The 14,561-nt window shown below is 64.7% G+C and carries 11 protein-coding genes; 4 read left to right on the top strand and 7 right to left on the bottom strand.

Annotation, left to right across the window (positions count from 1 at the left end):
* Positions 1-15: 15 nt before the first annotated feature.
* From AWB65_RS19005 to AWB65_RS19035, 7 genes are read right to left on the bottom strand one after another with little or no spacing between them, the layout of a single operon-like run.
* Entirely contained in the window at positions 16-1,347 is a 1,332-nt protein-coding gene (locus tag AWB65_RS19005; protein ID WP_087668607.1) for an LLM class flavin-dependent oxidoreductase, read from the bottom strand.
* Positions 1,344-2,558: an LLM class flavin-dependent oxidoreductase gene (locus tag AWB65_RS19010; protein WP_087668608.1), complete on the bottom strand. Its 1,215-nt coding sequence runs from the start codon at positions 2,556-2,558 to the stop codon at positions 1,344-1,346. The genes AWB65_RS19005 and AWB65_RS19010 overlap by 4 nt, the downstream gene beginning before the upstream one ends.
* A complete protein-coding gene (locus AWB65_RS19015) occupies positions 2,555-4,219 on the bottom strand; it encodes a rhodanese-like domain-containing protein (protein WP_087668609.1) in 1,665 nt (554 codons plus the stop codon). The genes AWB65_RS19010 and AWB65_RS19015 overlap by 4 nt, the downstream gene beginning before the upstream one ends.
* A gap of 50 nt (positions 4,220-4,269) precedes the next feature.
* The gene (locus tag AWB65_RS19020) at positions 4,270-5,007 is read right to left on the bottom strand and encodes an SDR family NAD(P)-dependent oxidoreductase (protein ID WP_087668610.1); all 738 of its coding nucleotides are present in this window, start codon (positions 5,005-5,007) and stop codon (positions 4,270-4,272) included.
* Positions 5,008-5,035: 28 nt separating this feature from the next.
* On the bottom strand, positions 5,036-6,052 hold the full coding sequence (locus AWB65_RS19025; RefSeq protein WP_087668611.1) for an ABC transporter substrate-binding protein: 1,017 nt from the start codon (positions 6,050-6,052) through the stop codon (positions 5,036-5,038).
* Positions 6,053-6,084: 32 nt separating this feature from the next.
* The gene (locus tag AWB65_RS19030) at positions 6,085-6,843 is read right to left on the bottom strand and encodes an ABC transporter ATP-binding protein (RefSeq protein ID WP_087668612.1); all 759 of its coding nucleotides are present in this window, start codon (positions 6,841-6,843) and stop codon (positions 6,085-6,087) included.
* Positions 6,840-7,694, bottom strand: coding sequence for an ABC transporter permease (locus tag AWB65_RS19035; protein ID WP_087668613.1), 855 nt, complete (start codon positions 7,692-7,694; stop codon positions 6,840-6,842). Before AWB65_RS19035 ends, AWB65_RS19030 begins: the two co-directional genes overlap by 4 nt.
* A 526-nt stretch (positions 7,695-8,220) precedes the next feature.
* Between AWB65_RS19035 and AWB65_RS19040 the strand changes: the two genes are divergently transcribed.
* The 4 genes from AWB65_RS19040 (at position 8,221) to AWB65_RS19055 (ending at position 14,470) form a co-directional block, all read left to right on the top strand.
* On the top strand, positions 8,221-9,519 hold the full coding sequence (locus AWB65_RS19040) for an ATP citrate lyase citrate-binding domain-containing protein (RefSeq protein WP_087668614.1): 1,299 nt from the start codon (positions 8,221-8,223) through the stop codon (positions 9,517-9,519).
* A gap of 10 nt (positions 9,520-9,529) precedes the next feature.
* Positions 9,530-12,229 (top strand): CoA-binding protein, encoded by a 2,700-nt coding sequence (locus AWB65_RS19045; RefSeq protein ID WP_087668615.1) that lies wholly within the window; start codon positions 9,530-9,532, stop codon positions 12,227-12,229.
* Between the two features lie 139 nt (positions 12,230-12,368).
* Positions 12,369-13,667 carry an MFS transporter gene (locus AWB65_RS19050; protein ID WP_087668616.1) on the top strand — a complete coding sequence of 433 codons (1,299 nt, stop codon included), beginning with the start codon at positions 12,369-12,371 and terminating at the stop codon, positions 13,665-13,667.
* A 20-nt stretch (positions 13,668-13,687) separates the two neighbouring features.
* On the top strand, positions 13,688-14,470 hold the full coding sequence (locus tag AWB65_RS19055; protein ID WP_087668617.1) for a substrate-binding domain-containing protein: 783 nt from the start codon (positions 13,688-13,690) through the stop codon (positions 14,468-14,470).
* The last annotated feature ends 91 nt before the right edge of the window (positions 14,471-14,561 follow it).

The following is a 14,561-nucleotide window of genomic DNA, read 5'->3' on the forward strand; positions in this document are numbered from 1 at the left end:
GTTGATTGAATCGCCTTACGCGGCCTGATGCGCGCGGACGTATTGACTCTCGGGGCGCGGCAGGCCAAGGTGCTCGCGCAGTGTCGAGCCCTCATACTCACGCCTGAAAATGCCCTTACGCTGCAAGAGCGGAACGACGTGATCGACAAAAGCGGCGAGCCCCGAAGGAAAGACATCGGCGTTCAGGTTGAAGCCGTCTGCGCCGCGTTCGTCGAACCAACGCGCGATGTCGTCCGCAATCTGTTCCGGCGTGCCGACGATGATCCGGTGCGCACCCGGATTGCGATCGAGCAGATCGCGCACGGTGAGGTTTTCGCTCTTCGCGAGCGCGACCGTCGAATCGACAAAACCGCGCGAAATGTCCGAACGCGCGACCTTCTCGATGCGCTCGTAAGGCAGCGGCGCATCGATGCGCAGATCGTCCGGCGCAAGCCCGAGCTGACCCGCGAGACGCGCGACCTCGCGGTCGGTGTCGAGCAGGGCGTCGAGTTCGGCCTTGCGCTCGCGCGCTTCACGCTCGGTGCCGCCGACAACCGGATACAGGCCCGGCAGCAGCAGAAAATGATCGGGATTGCGTCCATACCGCCGCACGCGTTCCTTCATCTCAGCGTAGAAGCTCTGCGCGGTTGGCAACGTGGTTTGCGACGTAAAGACTGCATCGGCGAAACGGGCGGCGAGCGCGCGGCCGCCTTCCGACGACCCGGCCTGCACGAGCACGGGCCGCCCTTGCGGACTGCGCGGAACCGTCAGCGGTCCGCGCACGGAGAAGTACGTCCCGCGATGCTCGATGGCATGCACGCGCGAGGGATCGGCGTAGCGCCCGGTCGCCTGGTCGGCGACGAAGGCGTCGTCCTCCCAGCTATCCCAGAGCTTGGTCACGACTTCCACGAATTCCTGCGCACGCGCGTAGCGTTCCTCGGTCGAGAGCGGCACGTCGTGGCTGAAATTGGCGGCGGCGGAACCGTCGTAGGTCGTCACGGCGTTGAACGCGACGCGCCCGCCGCTTATGTGATCGACGGACGCGAAGCGGCGCGCGAGATTGAACGGATCGTTGAACGTGGTCGAGGCCGTGCCGATCAGCCCGATGTGTTGCGTCGCGCCCGCGAGCGCGGTGAGCAGGACGGTCGGCTCCAGCGCCTGCGAAGGCGTTTCGGCGTGATTGCGCAGCGCGAGCAGATCGGAGAGGAAGACGGCGTCGAGTTTGCCGCGTTCGGCGATGGCCGCGATCTCCTTGAAGAAGTTCAGGTCGATGATCGCGCGCGGGTTGTCGAGCTTGCGCCAGCCGGCCGGATGGCGCCCGACGCCCGTAATGTTGGTGTTCAGATGCAACTGGCGTGGCTGGGTCATGGCGTTGTCTGGAGAATCGGTTGATGTGTCGGTGCCGGTGCGGGATGCCGCAAGCCCGCTTCGACGAGCAGCGGCAGGACGGCTTCGCCGAAGTAGGCGAGATCGGGCTCGAAATCGAAGAACGTGAGCTGCACGCCGTCGCATCCGGCGCGCTTCAACGCGAGCAACTGTTCGACGATCTGCTCGGGCGAGCCGATCAGATGCAGATTGCCGCCGAGAATGCGCTGCTCGCGCTTGTGCTTCGCCCACGCCTTTGCATCGCTACGCGCAGCCTGACCGACGAATCCGTCGAGCGCGCCCTCGTCGGCATGCGCGACGATCGCATCGTGGTAATCGCGCGCTTCGCGCTCGGTCGGCCGGCACACGATGGTCGGATTGATGAGCGTGCGCACGCGCCGACCAATGCGCTGCGCTGCTTCGCGAATCCTGGCCGTATGCGCGGGCAGCGCTTCGATGGCGTCGTCGAAATGCGCGCCCGCCGGACTCGTGATGAAGACGAGGTCGGAATGGCGCACGGCATACTCGATGCCCGCAGCCGACCCCGTCGCGTTCACGAGCACCGGGCGGTGATAGCGTGGGCGCGGGCTCACGAACGCGTCGTGCAGATTCCAGTGCGGCGTCCGGATGTTCAGATTCGCGTTGCTGCGCCACAAGGTGTCGAGCACGCTGACGAACTCGGCGGCGCGCTCGTAGCGCTCGTCGTGCGCGATCATCGGCTGGCCGAACATCGCCCATTCGGTTTCGACGTGTCCCGTCACGAGGTTGAGGCCCCAACGGCCGTTGGAGATATGGTCGAGCGTTGCGCCGAACTTGGCGAGGTGCAGCGGGTGCCACGGTCCGTAGAGCACGTGCACGGTGGAGATCAGCAGGATGCGCTCGGTGATCGCGGCGAGTGCGCTCGTCGCGATGAACGCATCGAGCGATTGCTCGCGATACTTGAGCGTGCCGCCATGCCCGTCCTTGCCGAGCCATTGCGCGAGGCCGAAGACGAGATCGAAGCCGAGCGCCTCCACCGTGCGCGTCAAACGTGCGTTGTAGTCGAAGCGCCAGTCGGTGGAACGCGGCAGCGTCGAGATGGACCAGCCGCCGTTTTGAATCGGCAGGAACAGCCCCAGCATCAGCGGCTGCGCGAACGCGGCGTGAAGCGGGCTGCCGGGGATGTCGGCGGGGCTCGACGCGCCGTCGAATGCGGGCAGGACGATCGAGTTCATGCGGCGGTACTGCTCGGTTCGCTCAAACGCTCGAGGCTGCGCTCCGCCGTCGCGGTTTCGAAGTCGAGCACATTGATCGACGCGATCGCATCGCGCTCCACTTGCTCGACGAGTTCGAGTTCCCACGTGAGATACGCGTTCATCTGCTCGGCAACGCGGCCGGGTTCGGCGTGGTACGGGCTGTACCAGGCATCGTCGTCGCCGGTGAGGTTGTTGGCATCGCCCGATTCCAGCGGCAGCCCGAGCGCGATCCAGCGGCGCGTGCCACCGATCAGCGCGGCGATATCCGGACGATGCGCCGCGAGTTCCGCCGCGACGAGTCCGGCGAGTACGCCGTCTTCGGAGGTCAGCACGATCTGTTGGTCGCGCGGAAAGCCGTTGAGACGCGCGCGCAGTTCGCTCGCGGCGATGAAGCGCGCGTCCGGTACATGATTGCGCCTGAAGGCGACGCTGCTGTCGATATCGATCGTTTGCGCTTTGCCTTCGCCGACCGCGCGCGACAGCGCATCCGGCTCGATCCAGTGCGTGCGCGCGCCGTGCGGACGGATGTTCAATGGCTCGGGTCCGGCTTCGTATGTATCGGCAGTAAGCGCGGCGCTTGCTGCGTCGTCGAGCACATGCACGTCGAGATAGCCCAGTTGCCTGAGCCACGATGCGGTCATGCGGGCGCGCACGCCGTCGTCATCGCGCAGGACCACGCGGGCGTGCAGCGCGCCCACGTATTCATCGGTCGCCTGCACGAGTTGCCCTCCCGGCGCCGAGCGCCAGCCCGCCGGATGGCCCGCTTCGTATTCGAGCGGATCACGCACGTCGAAGCGATACAGCGTGCGCTCGCCACTCTCGCGTTCGAACAGGGCGAGCGTCGCGCCGTCGATCACCGGCACCTCGGCTTTGCGCGCGGCGGCGGCGGCGAGTTCGCGCGCCGTGGCAAGCGTCGCCGCATCCGGGCGCGGCGCGGTGCGAATCTCGCCATGCTCGAGTTCGAATCCCGCGAGCAGCCACGACATCGAGCCGCCCGTCAGCGCCGCGACGGGATTCGGCACGCCCGCGTTGATGAGCGATTGCGCGCCGAGAATGCTGCGCGTGCGGCCCGCGCAATTGACGACGATCAGCGTGTCCGGCGAGGGTGCCGCAGCGAGCGCCCGATAAACGAGTTCCGCGCCCGCGCAATCGACGCCGCCCGGAATGTTCATCGCGTTGAATTCGCCGAACGGACGCGAATCGAGCACGACGAGATCGTCGCCCGCATCCTGGCGAGCCTTGAGCGTCACCGCGTCGACGTTGGGCGTATGGAGCCGGTGCTCGATCAATTCGCCGAACGCCTTGCCGGGCACATTGGTGCCGCTGAACACCTCGAAGCCGGCTCGTTCCCAGCCATCGACGCCGCCTTCGAGGATCGACACGTCGGTGTATCCCCAGCGCCCGAGCAGCGCGGCGGCGCGCACCGTGTGCTCGCCCTGTGTGTCGACAAGCACGATGGGCGTGGTCCGTCGCGGCACAAGACGCTCGATCACGAGACCCAGGCGGCCGACCGGCGCAATCGACGAGTAGAAGAGGCGCTTTCGCGCAGTGACGCCTTCCTCGCGGACGTCGAGCAGGGCGAGTTCCGTGCGTTGACCGATGAGCGTGCGCAATTGCGCCGGAGAGACGAGGCGGGACATGAACGGTGAGTCCTTTGAGTTGAGTTTGGAAGACGAAGCGGGCGCGCGAATCACGCGTAAGGGGGGCCGCCGCCGTCGACATAGAGCCGCGTGCCGGTCACGAAGCGCGCGTCGTCGGAGAGCAGATACGCGACCGCGGCCGCGACGTCTTCGGGCGTGCCGGGGCCGTCGAGCGCGGTGAGGCGCGTCGGCTCGGTCGCCGCCTGCGTGGTGGCCATCGAATCGAAACGCGGCGAGCGGATCGGGCCCGGCGCGACCGCGTTCACCCGTACGCCGAGCGGACCGTACCTGCGCCCGAGGCCCTGAACCAGCAGGTCGAGCGCTGCATTGACGCTCGAGCCGGGAAAGTGATTGGGCGGCGGCGCGATACCGCCGCGTCCGGAGATCGCGACGATCGCGCCGTGCCCCTGAGCGATGAAGCGCGGCAACGCGGCGCGTATCGGACGCACCGAGCCGAGCAGCTTGGCGTCGATGACGCGCTGCCAGTCGTCGTCGGTGAGGTCGAGGAAGTCGCCGAATGCAGCGACGTTCGTGCTGGTCACGAGGCCATCGAGACGGCCGAAGCGCTCTTCGATCTGCGCGAAGGCCGAGCGTACGCTGCGGTCATCGGCGACGTCGACCGACAGCGGCACGACGTGCGGCCAATCCGCAAAAAGCTGCGTATCGACGTTGCGCGAGGACGCGATCACGTTCGCTCCCGCGAGTGCGAGCCTTCTTGCGGTGGCCGCGCCCAGCGCGCCGAATGCGCCAGTGATCCAGAAGACGCGGTCTTCAAACAGCTTGCTCATACAGTGCTCCGATGAATGATGGATCAGGTCAGCGATTGCCCGCCTCGATCTGCGCGGTGTAGCGGTCGTCGACGACCGTCGAGAAATCGACCGGGCGCGGATAGAACCCGATCTCGCCGAGTTTTTTGGTCGCTTCGACTTCGGCCTTGAAGGGCGCGCCGTCGTGTTTCACCGGAACGAGACGATAGGCGCCGCTTTTTGCCGCGAATAGCGCCTGATCCGGCGTGAGCTGCTGGGCTTTGGCGTAGGCGGCGGCTGTTTCGGCGTCGTGCGTGGCTGCCCAGTTCAGGTAGCGCGCGAGGCGCGTCATGAAATCGCCGATCGCCTCGCTCAATTGCGGGTCTTTCAGCGCGCCCGTGCGCGCCGTGACGGACACGAAGCCCGGAAAGCCCACTTCGTTCTCGGTCGCGAGCTCGCGTACCGCGCCGCTCGCGAGCGCGTCCGCGACCCGGGAGCGGGTGGCCGGCGCCGCATCGACAGCGCCCGCGACAACGGCGGGCGCGGTGGCGTCGTACGTGAGCAGGCGCAGCTTCACGTCCTTCACGTTGAGGCCGGCCTTGTCGAGGGCGAGGAGGCCGACTGCGTTCGCGTTGCCGCCCTCGTTGAACGCATACGTCCTGCCGCGCAAGTCGCTGATCTTCGTGACGCCGGATGCCTTGCTCGCAATCACGAGCATCGGCGAGTAGCGCTTGCTGTCGACCGGGGCGAGCAGCCCGATGAGCTTGATCGGGGCGGTTTCAGCGGTCCAGTTGCGGCGATCCTCCGACGATGCCTTCGGCGCGGCCGTATCGCTCAGGCCCCAGCTGATGTCGATCGCGTTGCCGCCTAACGCCTGCACGGTCGGCCCCGCGCCGTTCAGACGCGCCCATTCGATGCGATACGGTGTGCCTTTCAGGAAATCGGTCGCCTCGATGGCTTCGCGCGTCACGTCCTGAAAGATGCCTACGCGCAGGACGGGCTGCGCGGCGTAGGACGATGAAGCGACGCAAGCGGTGACGCCGATCAAAGCGAAGAGCGAATGAAGCAAAGGGCGGGCAATGGACATGAGGCGTCTTCGAGTTGAGATTGGTTGGAAGTTCACGCGGCGACGGCGCTAGGGCTGATCGCCGTGCGCCGCACGCCGAGCTCGGCATAGAGACGATCACGCAGCGCGGCGCCTTCTGGATGCGACGAATCGCGCTGCCCTGCTGCATCGCTGACCGTGACATCGAGCGTGAGACGCGCATCGCGCAGCACGACGATGCGGCTGGCGAGGCGCACGGCTTCTTCCACGTCATGCGTGACGAGCAGCACACCGGGGCCATGCCGCGCGACGAGCTGGCGAACGAGGTCCTGCATGCGCAGGCGGGTGAGCGCGTCGAGCGCAGCGAAGGGCTCATCGAGCAACAGCAACGCCGGGTCGCGGATCAATGCGCGAGCCAGCGCGACGCGTTGCGCCTCGCCGCCTGAGAGCGTCGCGGGCCAGGCATCGACGTGGCGCGTGAGGCCCACTTCGGCAAGTGTCGCGATGGCGAGCTCGCGAGCGCGCGATGTTCTCGGTACGCCCATCAGCACGTTCTGCCAGACCCGCTGCGACGGAATGAGGCGCGGCTCCTGAAACACGGCCGCGCGCGGCGTGGCCACGAAACCCTCGCCGGCATCGAGAGAATCGAGGTCGAGCAGGGTGCGCAGCAGCGTCGTCTTGCCGGAGCCGGATGCGCCGAGCAGCGCGACGAATTCGCGGCGCCGTATCGTCAGATCGAGACGCTCGAAGATCGCGCGCTCGCCGAAATGCTTGCTGGCCTGGCGAATGGAAACCGCGAGATCGGGCTCGCGTGCGGTGGTGTCGCGTGTCATCGGCGGCGCTCTTCGTTAAGTGTGCGACGCCAGGGCAGCGCGATGCGTTCGGCGGCGCGCAGCAGCGCATCGATCGTGAGGCCGAGCAACGAGTAGACGAGCACGACGCCCAGGATGATGTCGGTGCGCAGCGCGGCGCGCGGGTTGAGCGCGAGATAGCCGATGCCGGAAGTCGCGTTGACCTGCTCGGCCGCGACGAGTGCGAGCAGCGCGGTGCCCATCGCGTAGCGGACCCCGACGAGAATCGAAGGCATCGCGAGCGGCAACACGATCTGCAGCGCGATCGCCGCGCGCGACACGCCGAAGACCTGCGCGGCTTCGACGAGTTTCGCATCGACATGGCGCACGCCGGAAAACGTGTTCAGGTACACCGGAAACACGCACGCGATGGCAATGAGCAGGATCTTCGGCTTCTCGTCGACGCCGAACCAGATCACGAACAACGGAATCAGCGCGAGGAAAGGAATCATCCGCAGCATCTGCAGGAGCGCGTCGTAGGTGCGCTCGCCGATGCGCGACAAGCCGGCCACGAGACCTAGCACGAGGCCGATTCCGCCGCCGATCAGAAAGCCTGCGACCGCGCGCTGCAATGATGCGACGAGGCTGTCCCACAAGACGCCGCTGCGGGCGAGATCGACGAGGGCGGCGGCCACATCGAGCGGCGCTTCGAGCACGTGAGAATCGATCCATCCCGCCGTTGCCGCGAACTGCCAGATCAGCAGCAATGCGAGCGGGAAGATGAGGCGCGTGAGTTCCCTGGTCGAAACCTGACGCTTGCTGCTTGCGGCGCGCGTCTTGAACACGCGCAAGTTCGCGTGGCCATTTCGCCGGGGCGTTGGCAGCGTGCTCATACGGGGCGCCTCGCGAATCGACGCATGAGCGCCGGCGCGGCGGTGGAAGCAGAGGTGACGGACATGAGCGTGGCGTGCCTGAAAGGTGGAGATTCATCTTCGACGCGTGCGTGCTCAACGCAAACCGATCATTTCACGGATGCTTTTGCTCGATCCCGTGCATTGATTAGCTGCTGGCGTGTGAAGTGAATTTCGCGCCGACCGTCAAATATCCGGGAATTGATAACGTGCGCACATCAATGCTTTTAAAAAATGCACTTATCGCGTCAATTTATTTGCGTGAGTATCTGTACTCAAGATTCCAGCCAAATTGGAACGCAAGTAAAACGCATCGGAGACAAGCCATGCACGACGCAAGACGCATTCGAAGCGGCTAGCGATTGCCACTCGAGGCCGCCCGGCCTCGCGGTCCAGCCTCAACGCATACCAGACATCGCGATCCGAGCGCCCGCGGCGCAGCGGCCGCGTTGTCACGCCCGAACACTCGTTTCTTTTCTATCGCAATGCCCTTCAGGAGACAAACTTCATGCAAATCACCGGTATGTTGCACGGCGCGCGCCTGCTTCAATTCGTCGGATTCCCGGCGAGCGAAATCCTGGGCCCGAGCGCCAGCGAAGAGGAGATCAAGACCTTGATCGATCGTCATCGCCAGATTTTCATCAAGCCCGTCTTCAAGGGCGGAGTCGGAAAGAAGGGCAAGGCGGGCTTGCTCGGCCGCGCCACCGATCTCAAGACTGCATTGATCGAAAAAGAGCGGTTGTACTTTGCCGAGCACACCGTCGGCCACCTGAAAGCGAAGGCGAATGGCGTGACATTCGAGGCCGGCGTGCCAGCCGAGCATGAAGTCTATTTCTCGATCACCGATTCCACCCGCTTTCGTGCTCCGACGATGACGCTCTCGCACAAGGGCGGCATGGACATCGAAGAGGTCGATCCGAAGCATGTGGCGATGGTGCCTTTCGATGCGTTGACGGGCCTCAAGGCGTTCGTCGTGGCGAACGCGCTGAGCGAGATCGGCGCGCCGAAGGAGATCATTTCTCCGCTCGTGCAGCAGTTGCCGAAACTCTGGGAGCTCTTTCACGACTTCGGCATGACGACGCTGGAGCTCAATCCGATCCGGATGCGCGAGGACAAGAATGGACGGCTGACACCGGTCGCCTGCGACTTCAAGTGCGGCTTCGATCGCGACGATCCGCGCTGGACGCGTCTTGGATTGCCGCAACACCTGTTCGCCGCCGACTACTCCGACTTCGAGCAGGAGATCAATCAGTTGCGCACGCATCAGGGCCAAAGCGATGTGTACGTGATCAACGACAAGGGAACGATCCTCGCGCCGACGTTCGGCGGCGGTGCCAACTCGCTGGTCACCGAAATGCTCGGCGACGCCGCGATCATCTCGTCGGATTTCGGGGGCAATCCGCCCTACGCGAAGATGAAGGAAGTCGCCCGTATCTGCTTCAAACACTGGCTCAAGCAGTCGAACGTGCTTTTCATCATCGGGGGCAAGTCGAACAACACCGACATCTTCGAGACGCTGCGCGCGATGGCCGATGCCCTTCGCGAACACTTCAGCGAGCATGGACCGACGCCGCTCTACGTGGTGCTGGGCCGGGGCGGGCCGAACCTCGTGCGAGGCATGGCGGCGTTGAGAGACACCTGCGACTCGCTCGGCCTGCCTTACAGACTTTTCGGATTCGACTCCGACATCAGCGAAGTCATCCAGTACGCACGCAAGGCGGACGCGTGGATGCGCGAGGGTGGCCGGGCCGAAGTGGCAGCACGGATCGGCGCGACCACGATGAAAACCGAAACGGCTCAGGCTTGAGGAGAGCGACATGCACAAACAACACAGCAACCCGTTCAAGTATTTCGTCGGCGTCAACTCGCTCGCGCAGATTGCCACCCGCGACGATCGCGTGTGCATCCTCAACATCCTCGGCGGCGAATCGTCGGACGTAACGCCGGTCAGCCATGACTTCTCGGGCGGCAATATCGTCTTCGGCACTGCGCCGGGGAAGGGCGGGCAAACGCTCGCGACATCGATCGGCGATATCCCGGTGTACAACAACGTCCGCGAAGGGCTGGAGGCAGGGCACCGTTTCAATTGCGGCGTGGTGTATCTGCCGCCATCGGCTGCCCGTGACGGCGTCGCCGAACTGATCCGCGTCAATCCCGACCTCAAGAAGATTTTCATCATCACCGAGAAGATCGCCGTGCATGACGCCCGCGAAATCCGCGCGATGGGTCAGCAAGCGGGCATCGACATCTTCGGGGCGAACGGGCTGGGCGTCGCGGACTCGTGGAATCGCGTGAGGATCGGCGGAGCGCTCGGGGGCGACAATCCGGACGATTCGCTGCGCAAAGGTTCGATCGCTATCTTCTCCAACTCCGGCGGCTTCAGCACGACGATCGCGCAGTACCTGCGCATGAGCGGCTGGGGCACGTCGACTGTCATTTCGAGCGGCAAGGACGTCTACATTCACTACGCCGCGCCGGAATTTGCATTCGCACTCGCCAACGATTCGCGCAGCAAGGCCGCCGTGCTCTATTGCGAACCGGGCGGCTATTACGAAGCCGATGCGACCTTCACGAAGCCGGTCGTGGCCTGCGTGGTGGGTCGGTGGAAAAGCCGGCTGACGCGCGCGGTCGGTCATGCGGGCGCGATGGCTGGTGGTTCCGACGACGCGCAAGCGAAGGAACGCTGGTTCATGGAGAAGGTCGGCGTCGACCAGCTCTTCAGCCCCGACAATCCATGCTGCTCGGCCAAGGGCGCGGTCGTCACGAACATCGCGCATATCCCGGCGGCGCTGACCGCCGTCATGCGCGCCAACGCGACGATGCCCGACTTCGAGCCCGAAGGCAGCCTTGCGCTCAAGCCGTGGTTCGGCTCCGATCAGGGTATCGGACTTCCGTCAGAGCTTGCGATTCCCGTGGTCGGCGCGGTCGCCCCGTACGACGAGCAGGTCTTGCAGGTCAACAGCCAGATCGGGGCGATAACGCCACGTCAGACGCTCAAGGACGCATCGGGCGCGTCGCAAATGGATGCGAAAACGCAAGTCAGCAGCCTGCACGGAACCTCGATGCTCGACGCCGCGACGCGCTCACTCGAAGCGAACGTGAACCTTGCCCTGCTGCACGAATCCGGCGGCGAGAACGACGAGAAGCTGATCAACGTGGCGATCGCGGCATCGGTCAATCTGCATGGAACGCCGGAACTCGTCGCGGCCCAGGCGGCGCGCGAGGCGGGCAACGCCCCCAACGCGATTTTGGCGGCTGCGGCATCGATCGTCGGGCCGAATCGTCAGCGCGCGGCGCGTAATGCCGCCAAATGGCTGATCGATCACTTCGCGGCTGCGGGCCTCACGAACGCGCTCGATGAAAGCTTCGACACCGGCCAGATCGACACCACCGGCTGCGAGCCGCTCTTCGCCGATGCCCGTGATCCGCGCGCCGAAGCGATGCTCGCGGGACTTGCAAAGCGTGGCGCCAGATCGGTGTTGATCCGCTGGCTGGCGTCGCAGCCGGCGCACCCGACGGCGGACGCCGTCCTCGCCGCGATCACCACGACTTTGGCGTGGGGCCCGCTCATGCGCAAGCGTGTGTCGCGCGTGACCGCCGAGAGCTTGCCCTGGTGGACCATGCTGTTCGGACGTTTGATCGGCGCTTCGGCGGATGCATCTCGTCACGCCCCGGAAGGATTCTGCGGCTTCACCACCGAATCGCTCCTGAACGAACGCAGCCTCACCGAGATTTGCTTTGCGGCACTGCTCGATCTCGAACCCGGCCCCGACGATCTGTTCGCCTTCAAGACGCTCGCCGGACTGCTGCTCACCAACGGTCCGGGAGCCATCTCGGCGCAAGGCGCGAAAGGCGCGGTATCGGCTGACGGTCCGGAAAGCCCCGAGCGCGTGCAGCTCAACAAGGCGCTCGTCGGCTTCCTTTCGCATACCGGCTTTACGCATGGCGGCAACGGGTACGAGGGGATTGCCTTCCTGATCGAAGCGTTCCGCGACACTTCGCTCGGCGATCCGTCGGACGCTGAACACGGCGTCGATCTGCGCTCGTTGGCCGCGCGGTCGGTTGAGCGTTACGCGCAATACAAGGCGCGGCAAAAAAGCGCGGGCAGCCTGGACATAGCGAAGCTGCCAGGGGTCAATCATCCGGTGTTCAAGGACAGGCCCGTCAACCACGACCCGCGCGAGGTGTTTATCGCAAACCTGTGCGAGCAACGCGGGGAATACAACGCGTTCCATGCGTTCTATCGCGAGCTCGTGCAGGCGCTGTTCGATGCCGGCGTGTCACGCAACGTGTACTGCGTGAACGTCGATGCGGTGATCGCGGCGTTGCTGCTCAAAATGCTGTGGCAACCCTTGCGACGCGGCGATCTGGCCGAGTCCGATCTGGAAACCGCCGCGTTCACGATCTTCCTTTATCCCCGCATGCTCGGATGCGCGGCGGAAATCGACGATCACCTGAATCGCGGACGCAACATGGACACGCGCACGCCCGCTTCCCAGTGCCGCTTCGTGGCGTGAATGCTTGACCGGGACTGATAACCAGCGCACATCAATCGTTCCGAAAATAGCACTTATCGTTTCGCACCGTTCGGGCGAGTATTCGACAAACAATAAATCGCCTGAACACCGCAAGTTCAAAATTTCTGGAGACACCTCGATGCATCCCTCCTCAACCACCCTGGCCCCCGGGCAATCGAAGGCATCCGCCGTACTACGCGTGACGGCGGGTAACTTCCTGGAGCAGTTCGACTTCTTTCTGTTCGGCTTCTACGCGACGCAGATCGCCGCGGTCTTTTTCCCGGCGGCGAGCGAGTTCGCTTCGCTGATGATGACGTTCGCGGTGTTCGGCGCCGGCTTCCTGATGCGGCCGCTGGGCGCGATCATCCTCGGCGCGTATATCGATGATGTCGGCCGACGCAAGGGCCTGATCGTCACCCTGTCGATCATGGCGAGCGGCACCATCCTGATCGCGTTCGTCCCCGGCTACGCGACCATCGGACTCTTCGCGCCGTTGCTGGTTCTGATCGGTCGCTTGCTCCAGGGTTTCTCGGCGGGTGCGGAATTGGGCGGCGTATCGGTCTATCTTGCCGAGATGGCGACGCCCGGACGCAAGGGCTTCTTCACGAGCTGGCAATCCGCCAGCCAGCAAGTGGCGATCGTGGTGGCAGCGGCGCTCGGCTTCGCGCTGAATCAATGGCTCGACACGGCGGCGATCGCCGCGTGGGGATGGCGCGTGCCGTTCTTCGTCGGCTGCATGATCGTGCCTTTCATCTTCATTCTTCGGCGCAATCTCGAGGAAACGCAGGAATTCAAGCAGCGTCAGCATCGTCCGAGCATGAAGGAAGTGTTTGCAACGCTCGTGCAGAACTGGACTGTCGTGATCGCCGGCGTGCTTCTGGTCGCGATGACCACGACGAGCTTCTACCTGATTACGGTCTACGCGCCGACCTTTGGCAAGACGGTCCTGCATCTGAGCACCGCCGACAGCCTGCTCGTCACGCTGTGCGTGGGCATCTCAAACTTCATCTGGCTGCCGATCGGCGGCGCGCTCTCGGACCGGATCGGACGCCGTCCGCTTCTCCTCGCGATGACGATCCTCGCGATCGCAACCGCCTACCCCGCGCTGTCGCTGCTCGCCCACGCGCCGAGCTTCATCAACATGCTGCTCGTACTGTTGTGGCTCTCGTTCATGTACGGCATGTACAACGGCGCGATGGTCGTCGCGTTGACCGAGGTGATGCCGGTCGAAGTGCGCGTCGCCGGATTCTCGCTCGCCTACAGCCTCGCGACGGCGGTTTTCGGCGGCTTTACGCCCGTTATCTCGACCGCGCTCATTCACATGACCGGCGACAAGGCCGCGCCCGGCTACTGGATGAGCTTCGCCGCGGTGTGCGGACTCGGTGCGACGCTGGCACTGTATCGGCGCCGTCCCGTTCCGCTGCATGCGGGGTCCTGAAACATCGCATCCTTTCGAACATGAAATCCATTCTTCTGAAATTCTGTACCGCCGCGCTCGTCGGCAGCGCGGCCGTCGCGGCGAATGTACAGGCCGCCGATCTGCATGTGATGAGTTCGGGCGGCTTCACCGCGGCATACAAGCTGCTTGGCCCGAAGTTCGCGGCATCGACCGGCGATACGCTCGATACCGCGCTTGGCCCGTCGATGGGCAAATCGCCGGAGGCCATTCCGAACCGTCTTCAGCGCGGCGAGCCTGCCGACGTGGTGATCATGGTCGGCTACGCACTCGACGACCTGATCAAAGAGGGCAAGGTGATTCCCGATTCCCGCGTCGAACTCGCGGATTCACGCATCGGCATGGTCGTGCGCGACGGTGCGCCGAAGCCCGACATCGGGTCCGAGGCGGCGCTCAAGGAAACCTTGCTGCACGCCCGGTCGATCGCGTATTCGGATAGCGCGAGCGGCGTCTATATCGAGCGCGAGTTGTTCAAGCGGCTCGGCATAGAGGAGCAGGTGAAGGCCAAGGCGAAGATGATCCCGAAGATCCCGGTGGCGTCCGTGGTCGCGACGGGCGACTACGAAGTGGGCTTCCAGCAGGTGAGCGAGTTGCTTCCAGTGAAGGGCGCCGCGTACGTCGGCAAGATTCCGGAATCGATGCAGTCCGTCACGCGCTTCGCGGCGGGAATACCGGTTGGCGCACAGCATCCGAAGGAAGCGAAAGCGCTGCTCGACTATCTCGCGTCGCCTGCCGTGCAGCCAGAGGTGACGTCGACGGGGCTCGATTCCGTCGCCGCGCATTGAGATGAGCGCAACGATTCAGCCCGGCAGGTCGGCGGGCTGATCGAAGGGTTCCTCGGGCCCATGCGCGAGGCTCAATGCTTCTTTCAGGCGC

Source organism: Caballeronia humi, assembly GCF_001544475.1.
Classification (GTDB): domain Bacteria; phylum Pseudomonadota; class Gammaproteobacteria; order Burkholderiales; family Burkholderiaceae; genus Caballeronia; species Caballeronia humi.